The sequence below is a fragment of the Winogradskyella vidalii genome (assembly GCF_013403955.1).
GTDB classification, from domain to species: Bacteria; Bacteroidota; Bacteroidia; order Flavobacteriales; family Flavobacteriaceae; genus Winogradskyella; species Winogradskyella vidalii.
Map to the genome: position 1 here is coordinate 1 of NZ_JABFDG010000010.1, position 23,083 is coordinate 23,083.

The 23,083-nt window shown below is 32.9% G+C and carries 22 protein-coding genes; 5 read left to right on the forward strand and 17 right to left on the reverse strand.

Features of this window, described 5'->3' with window-relative positions:
* Window positions 1–332 precede the first annotated feature (332 nt).
* The 14 genes from HM982_RS17535 to HM982_RS17600 all read right to left on the reverse strand — a co-directional run bounded on the left by HM982_RS17535 (window position 333) and on the right by HM982_RS17600 (window position 15,743).
* Complete coding sequence (locus HM982_RS17535) at window positions 333–572, reverse strand: DUF6095 family protein (RefSeq protein ID WP_179354634.1); 240 nt, start codon at window positions 570–572, stop codon at window positions 333–335.
* Entirely contained in the window at window positions 556–1,371 is an 816-nt protein-coding gene (murQ, locus tag HM982_RS17540; protein ID WP_179354635.1) for an N-acetylmuramic acid 6-phosphate etherase, read from the reverse strand. Before murQ ends, HM982_RS17535 begins: the two co-directional genes overlap by 17 nt.
* Before the next feature lie 208 nt (window positions 1,372–1,579).
* Complete coding sequence (locus HM982_RS17545) at window positions 1,580–2,395, reverse strand: DUF4249 domain-containing protein (protein ID WP_179354636.1); 816 nt, start codon at window positions 2,393–2,395, stop codon at window positions 1,580–1,582.
* Window positions 2,396–2,398: 3 nt separating this feature from the next.
* Window positions 2,399–4,774: a TonB-dependent receptor gene (locus HM982_RS17550; RefSeq protein ID WP_179354637.1), complete on the reverse strand. Its 2,376-nt coding sequence runs from the start codon at window positions 4,772–4,774 to the stop codon at window positions 2,399–2,401.
* Window positions 4,775–4,925: 151 nt separating this feature from the next.
* Window positions 4,926–7,148, reverse strand: coding sequence for an NADP-dependent isocitrate dehydrogenase (locus tag HM982_RS17555; protein ID WP_179354638.1), 2,223 nt, complete (start codon window positions 7,146–7,148; stop codon window positions 4,926–4,928).
* Between the two features lie 146 nt (window positions 7,149–7,294).
* Window positions 7,295–7,867, reverse strand: coding sequence for a pentapeptide repeat-containing protein (locus HM982_RS17560; RefSeq protein ID WP_179354639.1), 573 nt, complete (start codon window positions 7,865–7,867; stop codon window positions 7,295–7,297).
* Between the two features lie 790 nt (window positions 7,868–8,657).
* Window positions 8,658–9,008 (reverse strand): 50S ribosomal protein L19, encoded by a 351-nt coding sequence (gene rplS, locus HM982_RS17565; protein WP_179354640.1) that lies wholly within the window; start codon window positions 9,006–9,008, stop codon window positions 8,658–8,660.
* Between the two features lie 145 nt (window positions 9,009–9,153).
* Window positions 9,154–9,483: a hypothetical protein gene (locus tag HM982_RS17570; protein WP_179354641.1), complete on the reverse strand. Its 330-nt coding sequence runs from the start codon at window positions 9,481–9,483 to the stop codon at window positions 9,154–9,156.
* Window positions 9,484–9,578: 95 nt separating this feature from the next.
* Window positions 9,579–10,256 (reverse strand): tRNA (guanosine(37)-N1)-methyltransferase TrmD, encoded by a 678-nt coding sequence (gene trmD / locus HM982_RS17575; protein WP_179354642.1) that lies wholly within the window; start codon window positions 10,254–10,256, stop codon window positions 9,579–9,581.
* A gap of 101 nt (window positions 10,257–10,357) precedes the next feature.
* Window positions 10,358–10,900, reverse strand: coding sequence for a menaquinone-dependent protoporphyrinogen IX dehydrogenase (gene hemG / locus HM982_RS17580; protein ID WP_179354643.1), 543 nt, complete (start codon window positions 10,898–10,900; stop codon window positions 10,358–10,360).
* A 203-nt stretch (window positions 10,901–11,103) separates the two neighbouring features.
* Window positions 11,104–11,775, reverse strand: coding sequence for an inorganic diphosphatase (locus tag HM982_RS17585; RefSeq protein ID WP_179354644.1), 672 nt, complete (start codon window positions 11,773–11,775; stop codon window positions 11,104–11,106).
* A gap of 112 nt (window positions 11,776–11,887) precedes the next feature.
* Window positions 11,888–12,496 carry a tRNA (guanine-N1)-methyltransferase gene (locus HM982_RS17590; RefSeq protein WP_179354645.1) on the reverse strand — a complete coding sequence of 203 codons (609 nt, stop codon included), beginning with the start codon at window positions 12,494–12,496 and terminating at the stop codon, window positions 11,888–11,890.
* 240 nt (window positions 12,497–12,736) lie between these two features.
* Window positions 12,737–14,185, reverse strand: coding sequence for a glyceraldehyde-3-phosphate dehydrogenase (locus HM982_RS17595; RefSeq protein WP_179354646.1), 1,449 nt, complete (start codon window positions 14,183–14,185; stop codon window positions 12,737–12,739).
* Between the two features lie 148 nt (window positions 14,186–14,333).
* Entirely contained in the window at window positions 14,334–15,743 is a 1,410-nt protein-coding gene (locus tag HM982_RS17600) for a trypsin-like peptidase domain-containing protein (protein WP_179354647.1), read from the reverse strand.
* Between the two features lie 158 nt (window positions 15,744–15,901).
* Between HM982_RS17600 and dapF the strand changes: the two genes are divergently transcribed.
* The 5 genes from dapF (at window position 15,902) to HM982_RS17625 (ending at window position 19,934) form a co-directional block, all read left to right on the forward strand.
* On the forward strand, window positions 15,902–16,681 hold the full coding sequence (gene dapF / locus HM982_RS17605) for a diaminopimelate epimerase (protein WP_179354668.1): 780 nt from the start codon (window positions 15,902–15,904) through the stop codon (window positions 16,679–16,681).
* The gene (locus tag HM982_RS17610) at window positions 16,675–17,199 is read left to right on the forward strand and encodes a GNAT family N-acetyltransferase (protein ID WP_179354648.1); all 525 of its coding nucleotides are present in this window, start codon (window positions 16,675–16,677) and stop codon (window positions 17,197–17,199) included. Before dapF ends, HM982_RS17610 begins: the two co-directional genes overlap by 7 nt.
* A gap of 2 nt (window positions 17,200–17,201) precedes the next feature.
* A complete protein-coding gene (mltG, locus tag HM982_RS17615) occupies window positions 17,202–18,245 on the forward strand; it encodes an endolytic transglycosylase MltG (RefSeq protein ID WP_179354649.1) in 1,044 nt (347 codons plus the stop codon).
* A 3-nt stretch (window positions 18,246–18,248) separates the two neighbouring features.
* Entirely contained in the window at window positions 18,249–19,154 is a 906-nt protein-coding gene (locus HM982_RS17620) for a DUF2279 domain-containing protein (protein WP_317167439.1), read from the forward strand.
* A gap of 117 nt (window positions 19,155–19,271) precedes the next feature.
* A complete protein-coding gene (locus HM982_RS17625) occupies window positions 19,272–19,934 on the forward strand; it encodes a peptidoglycan-binding protein LysM (RefSeq protein ID WP_179354650.1) in 663 nt (220 codons plus the stop codon).
* A gap of 231 nt (window positions 19,935–20,165) precedes the next feature.
* On the opposite strand, the gene HM982_RS17630 is transcribed toward HM982_RS17625, so the two are convergent.
* The 3 genes from HM982_RS17630 to dnaA form a co-directional block, all read right to left on the reverse strand.
* On the reverse strand, window positions 20,166–20,882 hold the full coding sequence (locus HM982_RS17630; protein ID WP_179354651.1) for an SAM-dependent methyltransferase: 717 nt from the start codon (window positions 20,880–20,882) through the stop codon (window positions 20,166–20,168).
* Window positions 20,883–21,092: 210 nt separating this feature from the next.
* Window positions 21,093–21,548, reverse strand: coding sequence for a low molecular weight protein-tyrosine-phosphatase (locus tag HM982_RS17635; protein WP_179354670.1), 456 nt, complete (start codon window positions 21,546–21,548; stop codon window positions 21,093–21,095).
* A 12-nt stretch (window positions 21,549–21,560) separates the two neighbouring features.
* Window positions 21,561–22,988 carry a chromosomal replication initiator protein DnaA gene (gene dnaA, locus HM982_RS17640; RefSeq protein ID WP_179354652.1) on the reverse strand — a complete coding sequence of 476 codons (1,428 nt, stop codon included), beginning with the start codon at window positions 22,986–22,988 and terminating at the stop codon, window positions 21,561–21,563.
* Between the last annotated feature and the right edge of the window lie 95 nt (window positions 22,989–23,083).

Below are 23,083 nucleotides of genomic sequence, written 5' to 3' on the forward strand. Positions count from 1 at the left end.
AGAGTAGGTCACCGCCTTTTTTTAAAAACCCTTACTAGATTACTAGTAAGGGTTTTTTGTGTTTATTAATTTGCTTATTTATCTAAAAGCGTAAAATGGTATTGTTATAATAGATAACGTTATCTGATTTTAAAAATTGATAATGTATCTTCTTGATTAAAGAAAGGCAATTTTGTAAGATGATGATGTTTTGATGTCACAGTTACTTTTGCAGATATTGGTGTTTATGCTGTGTATTTAGAACAGTATAGAGAATTTGAACTATATAAAGCGGTAAGATTTGGTTAAAAGTTATATATAATATGGTGTAAGGCAGTTCAAGTCTTTATAAGCTATTTCTTCTTAAATATACTATCTAAAATGGTATTGATGCCTAAAAATAGAAATACAATAGCAGCAATACATAGTATAAATGCTATGATAAGTAAGGGGATATAAAGTGGTTTTTCACTATTGTCTAGAGCTAAATGTACTAATGTAGGTCCTAGGAACATTAACCCTAAGCAAATGCCCATACGTTTTAACCCTTTTGTTAAGATGTCTTTATCGGTGCTGTTATTCTCCTCTTCCATGATTGATACTATTTCTTACATTTTTATGTTTATGTAGTAATGCTGTAGCTTCTGATTCTGAAATGTTAAGTTCGTTCATAATCATCTTTATAGCTCTATTTACTAATTTATCATTGCTGAGTTGCATATCGACCATTTTATTACCTTTAACTTTACCTAATTGAATCATGGTTGTTGTGGTAATCATATTCAAAACCAATTTTTGTGCTGTACCGGCTTTCATTCTAGAACTTCCGGTTAAAAATTCGGGTCCTACAATAACTTCAATTGGAAATTGCGCGGTTTGAGATAATGGACTGTTTTTATTACAGGTAATACAACCAGTAATAATATGTTGTTTGTTACATTTTTCTAAGGCGCTAATGACATAAGGCGTAGTTCCTGATGCGGCAATTCCAATGACTACATCTTTATCTGATATTTTATAAGCTTCTAAATCTTTCCAACCTTGTGTTGTAGAATCTTCAGCATTTTCTACTGCTTTTCTTATTGCCAAATCTCCACCAGCTATTATACCAATGACTAAATTTTGAGGAACACCAAACGTAGGGGGACATTCTGATGCATCTAAAATTCCTAAGCGCCCACTTGTACCTGCTCCCATATAAAAGAGCCGACCTCCAGATTTCAATTTATGAACTACCTGTGCAACGAGAGGTTCAATTTGATACAGTGCTTTTTCTACAGCAAGAGGAACTGTTTGATCTTCTTTATTTATAGCATTTATAACCTCGTTTATAGACATATTTTCGAGATTATTATAGTTAGAGTCTTGCTCTGTTGTTTTTATAAAAGTCATGCCTTAAAGGTAAGAAATAATTTTTGCGGATAAGCTGCATTAGCGGTAGTAACGGCATCCTTTTTGCGAAATGTTATTTAGTGCTTTTAATTAGAATCTAATCGGTTCTTATTACTATATATTGTTTTATTGCTTAAGGACTTGTTTCGCAGAAAGATATAGTGGATGACGCGACCCACCTAAAGTGGGGAATGCCCAAAAACTTATTTTATTCTACGGTATAAATTAATTCATCGACCTCAGATAGTCTAAAGTAACCTAAGGGATAATTACCTGGATTAGTAACGTTAGTACAGTTTCCTCTAATCGTCGCAGGTTGAGTTTCAAAAGGACCGCCACCAGAATCGCTACTTTGTTGTAAAAGGATATACATAAAATCATAGAACTGACTAGAAATTCCGTAGTTTCTTATAGTGACGATATCTCCCGCTTCTAAATCTTCTTCGGTATAAAACCCGAAGATTTCATTACCATCAGTAAATGTATCGTTATAAACATTTAAGGTTGGTACGACAGGAATATCACTTATAAACTCAAAAAAGTAATAATTATCAATCTCTGCGGGATCAGTGTAATACGCTTTGAGTTCGATGTCCTCACCAGAAAATCCGCCTTCATTATTTTGTTCAACATAATCAATAGGTACCACAGCGGTTAAGGTTTCTGTAGCGGTATAGGTTTCGCCTTCATAATTAATTATTAGGGTATAAACTTCGCCTATGACAGGAATAAAAGTGCTGTTATTATAAATCCCTGTATTGTCTGCTTCTATAAAATTAAAAGTATTTCCTGCAGTGTCTGAGACTTGTATTGTTGCGCCATTGGCAGGAGGAATAGTGTCTTCGAAAAAAGGCGCAGATAAAGTGAGCTTGATGCTTTGTTCGTTTCCGGTTGTATTTTTAAAGTAATTAATTGAAGCTTCAATGACCAGCTTTGGTTCAGCGGTATTTAGGTCGACATCAATAACGTCTTCACAATTGGTAAAGAGCATTAAAAAGAAGGCGATATATATGAAATTTTTCATGATTTAGAATTTAAAATTATAAGAAAATGACGGTACGATTCCGAAAATAGCTAATCGTGTAGCTTCATTGGTACCTGTGTTTCTGTTTTCGCCAAAGGAAATACTAGCCGCATTTTTTCGGTTATAAATATTGTATATACCAAAGACCCATTCGCCTTTAAAGTTTTTGGTGCTTTGGGGATTTGGATTGTAATTTACAGCTACGTCTAGACGGTGATAGGCCGGAAGTCGGCTTGAGTTTCTTGCTTCATAGTTAGGAATAATGATGTCATTATATTGATATTGACCGTTAGGAAAGGTTGTAGGTTGGCCTGTTTGAAAAATTAAATTAGAGCTAAATGACCATTTTTTGTTTAATTCATAGCTTGCTGTTACAGAAATATCGTGGGTTTTATCATGTGGTGTGTTGTACCATTCCCCATTATTAATTCCGGTTTCAGTGGCAGTTCTTCCAGAAGTTTGTTGTTCTGATTTTGAGAGCGTATAGGCTAACCAACCTGTAAACTTACCTTCGTTTTTTCTGAAAAGCACTTCTAAACCATAGGCTCTGGCTTCTCCATTGAGTATAATTTGTTCAATAGCGTCGTTGGCTATTAAATCTGCACCATCGATATAATCGATTCGGTTTTTAATGGTTTTATAAAAACTTTCGACCTCTAAAGAATAGGCACTGTTGTTAAAAGTTTTAAAATAACCTAAAGCGACTTGGTCTAGTAATTGAGGTTTGATATATTTTCCACTGGGAGCCCAAACATCTAAAGGGGTAGGGGAGCTTGTATTTGATAGTAAATGTAAATATTGGCTCATGCGATTGTAACTGGCTTTCACCGATGACTCATCATTTAATTGATATGCCATGGCTATGCGCGGCTCTAGATTAGTAAATGACTCTATAACTTCACTTCTGCTAAACGTATCTGTACCAATAGGATCCGCTTTTTCATAAATGCCAATCGATTCGTTAAAGATGAGTGGATTATTGTTTTCATAAACATTTAATTCATCTTGTCCCATTCTATGAAACATACTTAGGCGTGCGCCATAACTGACCGAGAATTTATCGCTTAATTTATGTTCAGCATCAATATAGATTGCATTTTCAAAGGCGTATTTATCAATTAATTTAAATGGATTAATACCAGACTCATCATTGATGGGTTTTATATCTCCTGGATTGAATTTGTAATACATACTGTTTAAACCATATTCTAACTTAAAGGTATTACTGATATAATGTTTAAAATCGTATTTAAGGTTGGTGTTTTTTATACCAGAAACCCAATCGAACCCAACAAAGCCAAGTTGTAAGCCGTAATAATAATCAGAATAAATGAGTGATAAATTAGAGAATATCTTTTCCGAAAAAAGGTGATTCCATCTAAAGTTGAGCACTGAGTTTCCAAATGAATTTTCGAAACTATCTGAAATTTTAAATACATCTCGACCAAAATAACCTGACAGGTAAATATTATTGTTCGCATTGATGTTGTAGCTCAGTTTGGTGTTTAGGTCGTAAAAATAAGCCGTGTTATCCAAGTCGAAAAGCGGTAAAAATAAATGCGCATAACTACTTCGACCACCAATTAGAAAAGAACCTTTATCTTTCTTTATTGGGCCTTCTGCCAGTAAGCGACTCGAAATTAGTCCTATACCACCATTCATATGAAAGGATTTACTATTGCCTTCTTTTTGATAAATATCTAAAACAGAAGATACACGGCCTCCATATTTTGAAGGAATTCCGCCTTTATAGAGTTTAATATCTTTAATGGCATCGGGATTAAAGACCGAAAAGAAGCCAAAGAGGTGTGATGAATTAAAAATGGTGGCTTCATCTAAAAGTATAAGGTTTTGGTCTGCAGCACCACCTCTAACATTAAAACCGGAAGCCCCCTCCCCAGCATTGGTAACGCCAGGTAATAGTGTTATAGATTTTACCACATCAACTTCACCTAAAACCACAGGCATATTCTTTATCGTTTTTATAGATAAAGAGTTGACGCTCATTTGTGGGGTTTTGATATTCGTTTTTTCTATGTTTTCTGTAACGACGACTTCGCTTAAACTTTCAGCACTTTCTTCAAGTTTATAGTTTTTTGTGAGCTTTGTATTTAGTTCAACGGATTCTGTTATGGTTTTATAACCGAGGTAGCTTACTTGTACTTCATATGTTCCGGCAGGTAAAGTAATTGAGTAGAAGCCGTATTCGTTAGTTACTGTTCCGGTTTGTTGTTGGGGAATAATGATGTTAACACCAATAAGCGTTTCGTTACTTTGAATATCTACTACTGTACCGCTAATAGTAAAACTTTCTTGCGCTTGCAATAGTAGTGGCGCACATAAGAAAAAGAGTAATAATCCTTTAAAATTTAGTAGCATAAATTATGGGTGATGTGAGTTGGGTTAAAGATTGATGTATTTTTAATTAGACGCTTGAAATAATCACTTGTTACAGGGTACTAAAAATAAACTAAAAGAATAAAAAAAGCTTCCCGAAGGAAGCTTTTAACATTAAACTATTTATAATCAATTATGAATTAATAATTGAATTTAGTGCATCACTTGGACGCATTGCATTAGCTATTAAATTTTCAACAGGATAGTAATACCCTTCAATATTAACTGACTCCCCTTGGCAATCAATTAATTCTTTTACAATAGCATCTTCTTGAGAGGATAGCGCATCGTAAACTTTTGAAAATTCCGCTTTTAAATCGGCATCAGTATCTTGGTTAGCTAGCGCTTCTGCCCAATACAATGCTAAGTAAAAATGACTTCCTCTGTTATCTAATTCGTTAACTTTTCTTGAAGGTCCTTTTTTGTTTTCTAATAATTTATCAGAAGCATCGTCTAAGGCTTTACCTAAAATTCTAGCCTTTTCGTTATCGTTAACGCCTGCAAAGTGTTCTAAAGATACTGCTAATGCTAAGAATTCTCCTAAAGAATCCCAACGTAAATGGTTTTCTGAAATAAACTGTTGAACGTGCTTTGGAGCAGATCCACCTGCACCTGTTTCAAATAAACCACCACCATTCATTAATGGAACAATGGAGAGCATTTTTGCACTTGTACCAACTTCTAAAATTGGGAATAAGTCCGTTAAATAATCTCTAAGAACGTTTCCTGTTACAGAAATTGTGTCTTTTCCTTCTTTAATTCGTTTTAAAGTAAAGCTAGTAGCTTCAACTAAAGACATGATTCTAATATCTAAACCTTCAGTGTCATGGTCTTTAAGGTAGGTGTTTACCTTTTTAATTAATTCAGCATCATGTGCTCTTTTCTTATCTAACCAGAAAACAGCAGGAGTTTCAGAAGCTCTTGCTCTAGTAACGGCTAATTTTACCCAGTCTTGAATAGGCGCATCTTTAGCTTGGCACATTCTCCAAATATCACCTTCTTCAACTTTATGGCTTAGTAAAACATTACCATCCGCATCAATAACCTCTACTTTTCCTTTAGAAGCTATTTCAAAAGTTTTATCGTGAGAACCATATTCTTCTGCTTTTTGAGCCATAAGTCCAACATTAGGAACAGTTCCCATTGTTGTTGGATCAAAAGCACCATGTTTTTTACAGAAATCTATAGTTGCACTATAAACACCAGCATAGCTACTATCTGGGATTACGGCTTTAGTATCTTGTTGTTTCCCTTCGGCATTCCACATTTGTCCAGAGGTTCTAATCATAGCTGGCATAGAGGCATCAATAATGACATCACTAGGAACGTGAAGGTTGGTAATTCCTCGGTCAGAATTTACCATTGCTAAATCAGCGCCATGTTGCAGTTCGTAACGAATATCTGCTCTAATTTCATCGCGTTTGTCTTCTGGAAGTTCACTTAATTTTTCTAATAAGTTTCCGAAGCCGTTATTAACATCTACACCTATTTTTTCGAATGTCTTACCGTGCTTATCAAATAAATCTTTGAAGAATACGCGTACAGCATGACCAAAGATGATAGGATCTGAGACTTTCATCATGGTAGCTTTCATATGTAATGAAAACAATACACTTTTATCTAAAGCATCTTCTACTTGCTCTTCTAAAAATTCAAGCAATGCTTTCTTGCTCATTACAGTAGCATCAATAATTTCGCCTTGTAATAAATCTAAGTTCTCTTTTAAATTGGTTTGATTTCCTTTTGCATCTGTATGTACAATTTTTACAGTTGTAGCATCATTAAGAGTTACTGATTTTTCATTGTGTGCAAAATCGCCTTTAGACATGGTAGATACATGTGTTTTAGAATCTGAAGACCAAGCTCCCATACTATGAGGGTTTTTCTTGGCGTAATTCTTAACCGCTTTTGGTGCACGTCTGTCTGAATTCCCTTCTCTTAAAACCGGGTTTACAGCACTTCCTTTAATTTTATTATAACGTAATTTAATTTCTTTTTCCGCATCGTTCTTCGGTTCTTCCGGATAGTCAGGTATTTTAAATCCTTTAGCTTGTAGCTCTTCTATCGCAGCAGTTAGTTGCGGAATAGACGCACTAATATTTGGTAGTTTTATAATATTAGCCTCTGGTTTTTTTGCTAATTCTCCTAGTTCTGCTAAAGCATCTGCTACTTTTTGATCGTCCGTTAAAAAATCAGGAAAAGCGGCTAAAATTCTAGCAGCTAATGATATATCTTTTGTCTCTATAACAATACCTGAAGACTTTGTAAATGCTTCAACAATCGGTAAAAATGATCGTGTTGCTAAAGCTGGTGCTTCATCCGTTTTTGTATAAACAATCTTTGCTGTTTTTGTCATAAGTCTTGAAAATAAATTGAATAATATTTTGCTCGAAATTGAGCTGAACAAATATACGAAAAGGATATAGTTTTGAAGGTATAAGTTTGTTAGTAAACAACCCCTAATTTTGAGAATATGAAAATATAAGTCTTAAATTAATGATTTTATTCTTTTATCTTAATATTGAAGTTATGTAATAAGCCCGAAATATTTTCTTTTGAAAATGACGCTTGTTTAATTTGATTGGCCATAGGATTAATTGAAAAGTTAAAAGCAGAAGTAAGATTAGCGTGCTCTAGGTTTGTGTTTGTAAAAATGGATTGTTCTAAGTTACAATCCTTAAAAATAGTATGTTTAGCTTCTGTTTCTGTAAAATCTACTTGCTTCATTATACAATCTAAAAACTTTGTATGATTGATTTTAAGCTGATAAAAACTACTTAAATTAAGCATACAATTAGAAAAATGAAACGAAAGCAAAAAGGCGTTACAATTCTGAAATAAAACACCTAAAATTTTACAGTCTTTGAAACCCACCTCATTAAATGTTGTATGCATGACATTGACATTGCTGAAATTACAATTCATAAATTCACAATCTAAAAAGATGATGTTTGAAAGGTCCGAGTTTTCAAAATTACAATTGGTAAATGTACAGTCGTTATATTCTGCTTTTTGAAGCGGTTTAATTGTATAATCTTTATTTTCTATATTTTGTTGGTCGATAAGTAGATTCATATGACAAGAATACAAAAGAAATGGTATTATACTATAATTGGATTTTTTATATTTTTAATTAGAGTGACTATGAAAGGACTATCATCATTTCTGTAAGACTGAAGATTAATTTATGCCTTTTAAAAGCAAAAAGCCATATCACTCAGAATAATCTGTGCTGACATGGCTTTCTTAGAAACAGTACTAACATAAACCCGCTAGCTTTCACTAACACAACTGAATGAACAAAGTCATTGTTGTTTTCGGTATTTGGGTTTCCGTTTCAAAAATCGAAACATTTTATACCTTTCAAAATGTATTGACATGGTATTACTTTGTTTCTTAGGTTACTTTTCTTGATGCTTTTCTGTATTATTCGTTATAACGAAATAATATATAAAGCATTGCTCGTCATTTTAGTGTACTCTTTCGATGTCACTACTTTTCTGAACTTTCCACTTTATTTAAATGCAGCCTACAGTGTATGATACACAACTAAAGTTTCATGACTATTTAACAAACACTTGATTAAACAAGTTGTTAGACAATCTCAAAAAACAACCTCAATACATAAAGAACGAATCTTTAATACATTTAACAAAAATTGAAAAGAATTCAATTCCGATAATTAACGGTACAAACAGTGTCTGTTGTTAAATGTTTTACTAAATTAATAAAATATTGTCGATATAACTAGTGTTTTAACATTTTAAATATCAACACTTTATTAACTTGGTTTATGAACAATTGTTTATAAACTAAAAAAGCCTTCTAAAGAGAAGGCTTTTTTTTTGTAATATATAAGTTTGAATTATCTTCTAACTTCTTTAATTCTTGCTTTTTTACCAGTAAGACCTCTGAAGTAGTAAATTCTAGCTCTACGTACTTTACCACGTTTGTTAACTTCTACTTTTTGTAAGGCAGGTAAGTTAACTGGGAAGATACGCTCTACACCAACTGTTCCTGACATTTTACGGATAGTAAATGTTTCAGAAGCTCCGCTTCCTTTACGTTGTAACACAACACCTTTAAAGAACTGTGTACGTGTTTTGCTTCCCTCTTTTATTTCGTAGTATACAGTGATTGTATCACCAGCACTAAATTCTGGAAAGTCTTTACGAGTTACAAATTCGTCTTGTACAAATTTTACTAAAGAATTCATTTTCTTTTATTTATAATAGTTGATTCAAAGCAACATTCACGATTTTCGCCAGAGGTTGGTCTAAATTGGTTTGCAAAATTAGTGTTTTTTTGTATATATGCAATGGTTTGATGAATTATTTTTAGTACTCTAATTCCGTATTCAGTTATTTAGAAATTGATTTGTTTTTGGAAAACTCAGTGATGGCTAATAGTATTAAGCCTACAGCAAATATAAAATAAGATAATGCCTGAATGATATTAGAAACTCCTTGAACCATTAATACATCTTCAAAACTGCCTCTGCTAGCAATAACATTTATAAATAAGCTACTTGTATAGGTTAAAACAACTAAAAAATAACCGATTAAAATTAACCAAGTGGCAAAAGTTCTCTTTTTTATAAAAAGAATTATTGTTGCTATAAAGACAATAAAAGTTGATAAACCACTAATAAATTGGCCTATGTAAAAAAGAAATTGAGTTGAATTATCCATAGTTATATTGCTTCAATGTTTAGACTTTTATCGCGAATTAGCTTTTAAAGTTATTTATAATTGACTTGTAGAATTTAATTGCTATTCTTTTAAATTTAGTCCTCTAAAAGGTCAGGTCGTCGCTCTTGTGTTCTTTTATACGCCTGTTCTTCACGCCATTTTTCAATTTTAGCAAAATTACCGCTGAATAATACTTCTGGGACTTTCATGCCATCATATTCTCTTGGTCGTGTGTAAATTGGTGGTGCTAATAGATTATCTTGAAATGAATCGGTTAGGGCAGAGGTTTCATTACCTAAAACACCAGGAATTAAACGTATCACAGCATCACATAATACGGCAGCACCTAATTCGCCTCCAGAAAGCACATAATCACCAATTGATATTTCGCGCGTAATAAATTTATCGCGTACACGTTGATCCACGCCTTTATAATGTCCGCAAAGAATAATAATATTCTCTTTTAAAGACGTTTGGTTGGCAATACTTTGGTTTAATTGCTCACCATCTGGTGTCATGTAGATAATTTCGTCATAATTACGCTCTTGTTGTAGCTTAGAGATGCATTTATCTATAGGCTCTATAAGCATTACCATACCAGCACCTCCACCAAATTGGGTGTCGTCAACTGCTTTGTAATTTCCGGTGGTATAATCTCTTAAATTATGAAAGTGGACTTCAACTAAACCGGCTTCAATGGCACGTTTTAAAATTGAGGCTTCAAACGGACTTTTTAAAAGTTCAGGTAGTACGGTGATGATATCTATGCGCATGATTGAAAATATATAAGGTTGCGAAGATATATAATTGAGGTGGTTTTTAGATAAGTAATTATAGAGATTGATTAATCTTTATAATTAATAGAAATGGGAGGTTATTCTGATGTTTTTAAATGTGTACTTAATTTTAAACCAAAATTAGTGACCTTTTCCCAATCTGTATATTCTATTGGTACGTCAGATTTTGTTGGTCCATCAGTTAATTTCATGATTAATTTTATCATCAAGCGGTCTAAAAAAGTGTAAGATTTATAATCTAGTTTTCCGGCAAAGACTTCCAAGAAATCAGGTTTCCAATGCGTTGTTTTTAAAAACTTAATTAAATAAGGATTGGTGTCTATCGAATTTTTGTTTTCTTTTCTAGCCACTAAATTTACAGAGAAAAACGCTGTTGTTGTTTTATTAAGGGATTTAGAATTATTTTGAATGAATTCGGTTACGTTTTTATGATGCTTACCATACCGAATACTGGCACCGATGATTATGAGATTAAATTCTGATAAATCTTCTTTAAACATAGCGATAGGGCAAAGCTTTGTTTTAATTTTATGAGCCTTAAATAAGGTATTTAATTTTTCGCAAATCTTTTTAGTTTGTCCATCTACAGAAGCATAAACTATCGCAATCTTTTGTTCCATGGTTCAGAGTTTGACTGTGTATTTTATAGTTTTTTGAACTAAATAACTCAATACATAGATAAGTTAAAAGTAATGATTTTTTGTGTGTATTTAAAGTATAGTGTTTGTTAAATAGATATATATATTAGTGTGAAAAAACACTCACTTTTAAAACTAGAAGGTAGATTTTAGTCAAATTATTAAGTGTAAATGTTTTTCTAATTCTATTTTAACTGATGTTTGTCAATTGCTGTTGTTAATATTTCTAAGGCAGCCTTTTTGCTCCCAAAACCTTTAGATTCCATTTTATTAGGCCCTTTATAGTTGGTAAACCATAATTGAACAATTTCAGAAACACCATTGTATTCATTATTTAATTCTTCAATAGAATTAATACGATATAATGTTGAAAGACGTGAAACAGCAATTAACTTATCGTCTTGTTCGCCACGATCGGTTAAATACAAAACGCCTATAACTTTGCATTTTAGTATTTGACCTCTTTCTACTGGTGGTCCAAGAACAAGAATGTCTAACGGATCGCCATCGCCTCCTTTTTCTTTTGAAAGTAAGGTTTTGGGAATCATACCGTAATTTCCAGGATAACTAATATAATTTACAACTCGTGGTTGGTTGTTAACCATTTCCCATTCTACGTTTCCTGTAGCTTTATTTAATTCCCATTTATCAAGGGTACCAGCTGGAATTTCAATTATCGCATTTACATCACCATTTTCTAAACGAGGCTCAATATCAGTTAGTAAATTGACTTTAGGTGTTATTGCTTCAGATTTATTTTCGCTATTTTTTGAAGTTTTATTGTTTTGTTCTGAATGGCAATTTATAAATAATAAGGTTGAAGCTGTGAATAGGAGAAGAGTGGTATTTTTTAACATATGATTAAACTTAAATGGTTAAATATTAAGCTAATATTTTAAAGTTTTACTAAAAACAAAAAATCCGTAATGGATAGCATTACGGATTTTTTTAAATATTGTAAAATAGACTTTATGATTTATGTTTATTTAACTCATCTTGTAACTGACGTCTTACTTTTTGCTCGCGCTCCAAAGCATTTCTTCTATGCTCTTCGAATTCAGTTTCAACTTCATCAAGTTTGTGTTTAGCTTCACGAGTAGCTGAGTTGCTTCCTTTAAATTTATAGATGAATAAAAATAATAAGGCTAAAAGACCCCCTATAATACTCCACATTAAAACTTTATAACTAGCTTTACTAGTTTGAATGCCAAATAATGAGATGTTATTTTTTTCGTCATTGGTAGCATTCAATGTCGATTCTGTGTTTGAAAGATTTGATTTTAAACTTTCAATTTCTTCAGCTTGTGTTTTAACAACAGCTTGAGTGTCTGATAAATCTTTATGTACCGCTTGTAATGAATCTAAAACATGAGCTTTTAGAGTAAACAACCAAGTTTGCTTAACCACTTTATATTCTTGGTATCTACCAGACTTTTTAATTACATACTCAAACTGGTTATCTATAGTACCACTGTTTAGTGATAATTTTTCTTCAGTATCATCAGCAGTTTGTGCTTTTAAATTTTGAAAACTAAGTGTAATTAATAGAATTACAGCAACTTGAGTTAAGAATTTCATCTTAGAAGTAATTTTGTTTTGATTAAGTTAATTGGACGCCAAGATAATAATTTTATGAATACTTCATAGAAGAATTACTAAACAAATAGCCTTACTAATTTAGTAAGGCTATTTATATACGGTAAAAGTTTTAGTTTAGATGTTCGGATTTTTAGTAATATTCTACCGTTTTAAGGAGAATTCAAAGTAAAAAACTGTTGTCTTAATAAAAAAATGCAAACTTATAGTCTTTTTAAATCCTTAATAATAAGCATAACGTCTCACTTTAGAAATGTATTTGGCTAAACGAATAACTTGGTGACTGTAGCCATATTCATTATCGTACCATATATATAATACTACATTTTTACCATCTTTTCTAACTATGGTCGCTTTGCTATCGTAAATTGCAGGCGCGGAGCTACCAATAATATCGCTTGAAACGAGTTCGTCACTCATTTCGTATTTAATCTGTTCAACTAAATTTCCTTCGAGCGCGTACTTTTTAATTATAGTGTTTACACTATTTACTGAAGTTTCATTTTCTAACTCTAAGTTAAGAATAGCTAATGAGCCATTAGGAACAGGAACTCTTATCGCATTAGAGGTTAGTTTTCCTTCTAAGATAGGGATTGCCTTACTTACCGCTTTTCCTGCACCAGTTTCTGTAATTACCATATTTAAAGCAGCAGCACGTCCACGTCTATATTTACTGTGGAAGTTATCGACTAAATTTTGGTCGTTTGTATACGCGTGTATAGTTTCTAAGTGGCCTGTTTTAATACCAAAAGAATCTTCAATTGCTTTTAAAATCGGGGTAATGGCATTGGTTGTACAAGATGCCGCTGAAAAAATATCAATATTATCAGGATGGTATTCTAAATGATTTACACCGTGTACTATATTAGGGGTTCCTTTACCTGGCGCCGTGAGTAAAACTTTATCGACGCCTTTAGATTTTAGATGTCTTTTTAAGGCGTCTTTATCTCTAAAAGCACCTGTGTTATCAATAACTAGGGCGTTATTTATACGATATTGTGTGTAATCAATATCTTCTGGGGCGTTGGCTGATATGATGTTTACAGTAGTTCCATTTATAATTAAAGCTGAATTCTCAACATCAACATTAACGATACCTGAAAAATCACCATGTACAGAATCGTTTCTTAATAAAGAGGCGCGCTTTTCTAAAACGGTTTCATTAATTTCTCCTCTGGTAACAATAGCTCGTAGTCGTAACTGTGTTCCTTTTCCTGTTTTAGTCATTAATTCTCTGGCGACTAAACGTCCTATTCTTCCAAAACCATAAAGGACCACATCTTTAGGCTCAATAGTTTTATTGTCTTTAGCATTACTTAATTTTGAAGACACAAATGCTGTAGCGTTACTATATTTCTGATCTTCTAAATGAAATTCGTAAGTTAGTTTTCCGATATCTAACTTAGCAGGAGGTAAGTTGAGCGCATTAATAGCTTGTGCGATTTCTACGGAGTCGAAAATAGAAATTGGTTTTTGAACAAATTTACCTGCATACTCATGTAAGTTTAAAATTTCGCTCACATTTCGGTCTATTAATTGATTTCTAAATAAGACCAATTCTATAGATTTATCGTACCATAAATCGCTTACAATTTTAATAAATTCTACGGTTGCTCTGCGACGATCGGCTTGAAACGCTAACTCTTTTTCGTAAGTGTCGTTAAATCCCATGTATTCTTTGGTTTAGTGTGAATTTGATATTGAATTTTGCGCAAAAGTAACAAAATTTCAAACGTTTTCGTAAAACAAATATTTAAAAATAAAACCCCTTCAAAGTCTTAATCTTTGAAGGGGTGAATTTATAAGTTGAGGAACTCGTTTATCTAAAATTAAAAACTACTTTTTCGCCATTTGTATTAATAATTTCAATTTGAAGTTGTTCATTATAACTTCTTGTTTTTATTGCATTATCGGCATCTTCAATGTTTAATATTTTTTCACCATTAATTTTGGTGATAATACTTCCTTCTTCAACACCACTTCGTATCCAATTGGGTTTATAATTTTCATCTAATTCAGAAATCTTAACACCATAATCAGCATTGAAACGTTTTAAATCTTTTTTAGATGCATTCTTAATCATACCAATTGTAGGCAAAATAAAACTAGACGGTTTTAATAAGGTAACCGATACAACTTCTTCGTCACCATCTCTTAATAAAGTTACGTTAACCGTATCATCAGGACTTTTAGTTTTTAAATAGCCAGTTAAATCAGAAAACTGGTTAATATTAACATGGTCAATTTTCTTAATAATATCTCCAGATTTTATACCTGCTTTTTTAGCACCAGTATCTTCTTGAACTTCGCTAACATAAAAGCCTTCTGTTGTTTTAGTTTCTAATTTTTCAGCTAAAGCACTATTTAATGGATTGCCTACTACACCAAGAATACCATTTTGAACATTACCATATTCCATAATGTCATTCACAATTTTGCGAGCAATATTACTTGGCACAGCAAATGAATAGCCAATATAAGAACCCGTTTGTGATGATATGGCTGTGTTTATACCAATTAAATCACCATTTGTATTAACCAGAGCACCTCCCGAATTTCCTGGGTTTACAGCGGCATCTGTTTGAATAAATGACTGTGAGTGCTGACCTGTTAAATCTCTAGATTTAGCACTAATGATACCTGCGGTAACTGTAGAATTTAAGTTAAACGGATTTCCTACGGCTAAAACCCATTCACCGATTTTGGCATTTTCAGAATCACCAAAGGCCATAAAAGGTAAGTCTTCATCAGTTTCTATTTTTAATAAGGCAATATCAGTCGCTTCATCAGTACCAATTAATTCAGCATTATACGCTTTGTTGTTGTTTAATGTTATACTGATTTCATTAGCATTTTTTATCACGTGATTATTAGTGACAATGTAGCCCGTTGGTGATATAATAACACCACTTCCTGTACCCACTTGGGCACGTTGCGAACTACGGCCATAAAATAAGTCGCGCATAGAAGTTGGTGAACTTACAATAGCAGTATTCTTTACGTGTACAACAGCGTCTATAGATTTTTCAGCTGCTTCTACAAAATTAGGTGCTAAAGCAGCACTATTATTTACGGTATTGTGCGTAGATGTCGGCACAAAAACAGGGTAATCATTAGACTGCTCAACAGTCAAGTTTTGAGGTTCATTTTCAATAAATAACTTATAGCCTCCTAAGGTTAAAAGTCCACCTAATACCGAAACAAACACTAAGGTTATAATCTTCTTCATAATTTTTCAGATTTTAGTTTAGTTATTTTTATTCAACGATTAAAATTAGAAAATTATTGAATCCGTTTTTTGATTTAACGCCTTTTTAACGTCAATTTTAACTAGCGTTTAACAACTCAATTTAAAGTCTAATATGCTTATATTTGCCATCAATTATGATGAAAATGACATTTTATAAATATCAAGGTACCGGAAACGATTTTGTAATTGTAGATAATCGTTTACAAATTATAAACAAAAATGATACCGAACGGATTGAGCGCTTATGCGACAGACGTTTTGGCATTGGCGCAGACGGTTTTATACTGTTAGAAAATGACAAAAACACCGATTTTAAAATGGTGTATTACAATGCTGATGGCAACGAGAGTACGATGTGTGGTAATGGCGGACGCTGTATTGTTGCTTTTGCTAAATTTCTAGGTATTATTGAAAATGAAGCCGAATTTATAGCTATTGATGGTCTTCATAAAGCCAAAATTGAAAATGAAACGGTGCACCTTCAAATGCAAGATGTATCTGAAATTAAAGCGTTTGATCAGCATTTGTTTTTAGATACAGGATCACCACATCATGTTGAAATGGTTACTGATGTAGCTCATCTTGAGGTAAAATCTAAGGGCTCAAAAATTAGATATGGTGAACCCTATAATGAAGCGGGAACTAATGTGAATTTTGTAGAGCAGTTGACTGCCGATAATTTTGAAGTTAGAACCTATGAGCGTGGTGTAGAAGATGAAACCCTGTCATGTGGAACGGGTGTAACAGCAGTAGCTTTAGCGATGCATAAATCTAATAAAACGACCAGTAATATTGTAAATTTAAAAGTACAAGGTGGCCAACTTAAAGTTACTTTTAATTCTACAGAAAACGGCTATGATAATATTTGGCTCATTGGTCCTGCTGTACAAGTTTTTAAAGGTGAAATTGAATGGTAAGTCTCAAAGGAAAAGATATTTACTTAAGAGCCTTAGAACCTGAGGATTTAGAGTTTGTCTACAGTATTGAAAACGATACAAGTTTATGGTATTTGAGTGATACACAAACCCCATATTCTAAATTTTTAATCAAGCAATATCTTGAGAATGCTCAACAAGATATTTTTGAAGCTAAGCAATTACGATTGGCTATTTGTAATTTAAATAACGAAACCATGGGGTTAATTGATGTCTTTGATTTTGATATAAAAAATAAGCGTGCAGGTATAGGAATTTTGATTCAAAATGAAAACAATAGAAATCAAGGTTATGGTAAAGAAGCTTTAAAATTATTGGTAGATTATTGTTTCCAAACTTTACATTTGCATCAAGTTTACGCTAATATTTCTGAAAATAATTTAGCAAGTTTAAGGCTATTTGAGGCCAATGGTTTTAAAAAAATAGGTCTAAAAAAAGATTGGAGTTTTGATGGTAAAACATACGCTAACGAATACCTTTTACAACACATTAACAATTAACTATGTACTTTAAAAAAATTCTTTGGGCTGTTGCTCTTATTGGTTTACTAATCTGTGGTGGCTTTGCTTATTACATATACGGAACAATGTTTTCGCCTAATACAAAGTTTAATAATGAAACTGCTTATATCTATGTACCATCAAGTGCTAGTTATGAAGACGTACGCTCACAATTAGAGCCACTTTTATATGATATTGAAGCGTTTGATGCTTTGGCTAAACAGAAAAAATATACTACAAATTTAAAAGCAGGACGATTTGCGATAACTAAAGGCATGAATAATAATGCTATTATTAATAGCATACGAAGTAGAAATCTTCCATTGAAAATTGCATTTAATAATCAACATAATTTAAAGGATTTAGCAGGACGAATAAGTACACAAATTGAAGCCGATAGTTTAGCGCTTTACCAAGCAATGACAGACGAGACTTTTTTATCTGAAAATGGTTTTAATAAAGCGACAGCTTTAGGAATGTACTTGCCCAATAGCTACGAATTTTTTTGGAATAGCTCTGCAGAGACATTTAGAAATAAAATGCTGAAGGAGTATAATCGGTTTTGGACAGCAGCCAGAAAAGCACAAGCTGAAAAATTAAACTTGAGTCAGAATGAAGTCATTACTTTAGCCTCAATTGTACATGAAGAATCTAAACAAGCCGATGAGCAACCTAGAGTAGCAGGTGTCTATTTAAATCGATTACGTATTGGTATGCCCTTACAAGCTGATCCAACTTTGAAATTTGCGGCTTATCAATTACCAAAATATCAAAATACAATTATTAGACGTGTACTCAATATTCATAAAGACATAGACTCACCGTATAATACATATAGAAATCTAGGGTTGCCACCAGGTCCTATTGCTATGCCAGATTTATCGGCTATTAATGCGGTTTTAAATCCAGAGAGTCATAGTTATTTATATTTTGCAGCAGATGCGAAGCGTATTGGTTATCATAAATTTGCTAAAACCTTAGGGCAGCATAATAATAATGCGAGAGCGTATCATCGTTATTTATCGTCTCAAGGGATTAATAAATAAGATGTGAAATGTGTTTTTAGCTATATAATAGGATGCTTATTAGCTGGTAGTTCGCTTTTTGCACAATCACAGTTACATACGTTTTTAAAACCTAGCGATTCTTTAAATATATCGCGTAGAAATACAGTTATTATAACAGAATCTGCTTTGGCTTCTACAACATTAATTGGGTTGAATCAATTATGGTATGCCGATTATCCACGGTCAAAATTTAAAACCTTAGACGATAGTAACGAGTGGTTGCAAATGGATAAAATGGGCCATGTATTTTCCTCATATCAATTAGGTAGGTTGGGAGCCAACACTTTAAATTGGGCTGGCGTTGCAAAAAAAGACCAATTAATTTACGGTGCTACTTTAGGCTTGGGATTTCTTACAGCGGTAGAAATTTTGGATGGTTTTTCTGAAGAATGGGGTTTTTCTTGGTCAGATATGGCAGCTAATGCCTCTGGAACCGGATTATATGTTGGTCAGGCCTTACTTTGGGATGAACAACGTATCGTTTTAAAATATTCATTTCACAGCACACAATTTGCAAAACAGCGCCCCAATAAATTGGGAAATGGTTTTGCTGAAGAATTTCTGAAAGATTATAACGGACAAACCTATTGGTTGAGTGCGAACCTCAATTCATTTTTTAAAACAGAAACTATACCTCATTGGTTGAATATTGCTTTTGGTTATGGCGCTGAGGGTATGTTAACAGGAGATGCTTATGATCCGTTGTTTTTAGACCAAAATAGAAGACGTCAATATTACTTAAGTTTTGATGTAGATTTAACTCGAATTAAGACAAATTCTAGTGTCTTAAAAACCATATTTGACGTTTTTAACGTGATTAAAGTCCCTTTTCCTGCCGTAGAATTAAATGACGCTGGTCGGATAAAATGGCACGCTGTCTACTTTTAAGTTAAAATTTTAACACTTAATCGACTGATTTACAATTCTTAGAAAAAAGTTGTATATTTGCACGCGAATTTTGTGAGACTGTTTTTTTAGCGATTTCACAATAAAAATTTAGCTGTTATGAGTATAAGTAGCATTAAGAATTTTATACTGCCATTTGGAGTTTGTTTGCTTATGGCATTGGCACTGTATCCAGATTCTACACTTAATCCAGATACCTATTCAACAGAAGGATTAACACTAGATTTTAATCTTTCTGAAGATTTAACCATGGTTTCTCAAGATAATTATACGGTTAAAAACAATAGTATGTTCACGCCACATTTGGGAAAATCTTTTGAAGGTTTTAAAGAAGCTTTAGCATTTAAAGAATCTAGAGGTGATTATTTTACAGTGAATACTTTAGGATATTTGGGGAAATATCAATTTGGAGCAGAAACTTTAAAATTGATTGGTATCTATACACCAAATCAGTTTTTGTATAACCCAGAATTGCAAGAGAAAGCTTTTGTAGCTAACGCAGAGCGTAATAAATGGGTACTTAGAAAAGATATTAAGCGTTTTGAAGGTAAGCAAATTGCAGGGGTAAAGGTGACCGAATCAGGAATCCTTGCTGCAGCACACTTAGCTGGGCCTGGAAATGTAAAGAAGTTTTTGAGAAGTTATGGGGCTCACAACCTTTCTGATGCTTATGGGTCTTCTGTTAGCTATTATATGAAAAAGTTTTCAGGATATGACACTTCTATAATCACACCAGATAAGAAGGCAAGAGTTACCTTATAAGTTTACAGTTGCAGTGCAGTCTCAGTTACAGTTTTAATTAAAACGTATGAGGTATGTACAGTTTTCTGTGAAAAACTTAAAGTGTGTAAATAGTTTTTATAAAACTTGTTGTTTTCTTCAGGTCTATTCGCAATAACCCCTAGTTCAAAAACGTCCTAAGGGTTTAAAATATTAATTCTGTTAATATTTTGTACTTCCTTAAGAACTTACGGTTGTGTTTTTAACTTGTAATTAGTCCTTTTGAATAATGAATATTGCGGGTCGTTTGTGAAAATCTTCTTTGTTGTGTTTCCAATCGTTTGCTGTCATGGTTTTTATAAATTCCGTAGGTAAGGTTAAATCGCAAGCCACACAAATCCTTGTATTAGGCTGTAACGTATTAGCTAAATCTTCAAGCATCTTCATATTTCTATAAGGTGTTTCTATAAAAATTTGTGCCTGATTATGTTCTAAAGACAAACGCTCTAAGGTTTTTAACTTTGCTTTTCGCTCACTTTTATCAATAGGTAAATACCCATTAAACGTAAAGCTTTGGCCATTCATTCCAGAACCCATTAAGGCTAATAAAATTGAAGAGGGACCAACTAAAGGAATCACTCTAATGCCTAATTGATGTGCTAAGCTCACAATATCTGCTCCAGGATCGGCAATGGCAGGACATCCTGCCTCAGAAAGTAAACCCATTGAAACTCCTTCTAAACAATCGTTTAAAAAAGTATTACGTTCAGCTTCGGTTGTATATTTATTGAGAACCTGAAGCTTCAATGACGGTTGCGATTTGCCTGGAGACACACGTTTTATAAAACGACGTGCTGTTTTTTCATTTTCAACAATATAATAATCGAGATCTTCAATGGTTCTTTTTATTGAAATAGGTAGAACTTCAAGTGGTGGATTATCGCCTAATCGAGTTGGTATGAGGTATAATTTTCCTTTAGTAGTGCTCATTACTGTTTATTTATTCATGTCCTTTTTCTGCTTCATATTTATTGTTTAATCTATTCTAAGTAATTATAGATTTGTTCAGAATAAATATTATGAGTTTTCTATTTTAAATAAAAAAAAAAGACGCTATGATTCGAGGTTTTAATTGTAAAATATTGTGGGCTTTGGGACTAATTTACAAAAAAGACTTTTGTAATAAGCGATTAATACGGTTTAGTCGTTAATCTTCTTTGCTAATATGCTGCAAGTTTCATTAATTAGGTCATAAACATATTCAAAATCACTATGGTCACCATAATAAGGGTCAGGTAAATTTTTATTTTGAATATTAGAATTCGCTTCTAGAAATAAGCTAACTTTTTTTACATCATCTGAATTTCTGGCGAGACTAATTATATTGTCATAATTAGATTGGTCCATGGCGAAGATATAATCAAACGTATCAAAATCAGAGACTTTAAACTGTCTGGCGCTTTGTGTGCTAATATCTAAGTTATGTTGTTTAGCTACAGCAATAGAACGCTTGTCTGGTGAATTACCAATATGATAAGCAGCGGTTCCTGCAGAGTCCACATAAAATGAATCTTCAGAAAGTTTAGACGCCATAATGCCATGTGCTAAAGGCGAGCGGCAAATGTTACCCAAACATACCATTAAGATACGAGTCATCATAAAGTGAAATTAAAGCGCTAGTTTTTTAGATAAATCTTCAACGTATTTTCTGAATTGCTTATCTGTAGAAGATAGATTATCAACAGTTTTACAAGCATGAAGTACAGTTGCGTGATCGCGTTGCCCTATCTGAGAACCAATACTGGCTAATGACGCTTTTGTGTATTTTTTTGCGAAAAACATAGCGAGCTGACGTGCTTGAACAATATGACGTTTACGAGTTTTAGATTGAAGGGTATTCACATCCATTTGAAAATAATCTGAAACTACTTTCTGAATGTAATCGATAGAAACTTCACGCTTTGTGTTTTTAACAAATTTCTCCACAATATCTTTTGCAAGATTAATTGTGATTTCTTTTTTGTTGAAAGACGACTGCGCGATTAACGAAATTATTGCCCCTTCAAGTTCTCTAACATTAGATTTAATATGTTTAGCAACATACTCTATAATGTCTTCAGGCATTTCAACACCATCTCTATAGAGTTTGTTCTTTAAAATAGATACTCTAGTTTCAAAGTCAGGCGTTTGTAATTCAGCAGAAAGTCCCCATTTAAAACGCGATAATAAACGTTGTTCAATATCTTGCATGTCCACAGGAGCTTTGTCACTTGTTAAAATAACTTGTTTTCCGTTTTGGTGCAAGTGGTTAAAAATATGGAAGAAGACATCTTGTGTTCCTGTTTTGCCAGATAAGAATTGTACGTCATCTATGATAAGCACATCTATAATTTGATAGAAGTGAATAAAGTCGTTTCTATTATTTTTTTTAACTGAATCTATATATTGTTGCGTGAATTTTTCAGCAGAAATATAAAGTACTGTTTTTTCAGGATATTTATCTTTAATATCAACACCAATAGCATGCGCTAAATGTGTTTTTCCTAAACCAACACCACCAAAAATTAATAGGGGGTTAAAAGAGGTTCCACCAGGTTTGTTAGCAACTGCAATACCTGCATTTCTAGCCAAACGGTTAGAGTCACCTTCTAAGAAATTCTCGAAACTATAACTAGGGTTGAGTTGCGATTCAATCTTTACATTTCTAATTCCGGGAATTATAAATGGATTTTTAAGTTCAGGACTTTTGTTATTAAAAGGAACATCAACATCTTGTGACTTAACAGCCGATCGGTTAGAACTTGGAATCTTTTCGGTAAACGGTTGTTTGTTGCCATAGGTGTTTTCCATTTTAATAACGTAAACCAATTTGGCATCTTCTCCTAACTCCTTAGTTAAGGAAACCTTTAAGATTTTTACGTAGTGTTCTTCTAACCACTCATAGAAAAATTTACTAGGCACTTGTATACTTAAAGCATTACCCGAAAGCTTAACCGCATCTATAGGTTCAAACCAAGTTTTATAGGCTTGAGGTTGTATATTATCTTTAATAAATGCGAGACAATTACCCCATACAGATTGCGCTGTGATATCCATGCGTTAAGTTAGATTTTTCGTTGTTAGTTTTATTAGCAAAAAAAAAGAGAATTAGGATTCTCTAGTAGTTTTGAATGGTACAAATATGTGAACAA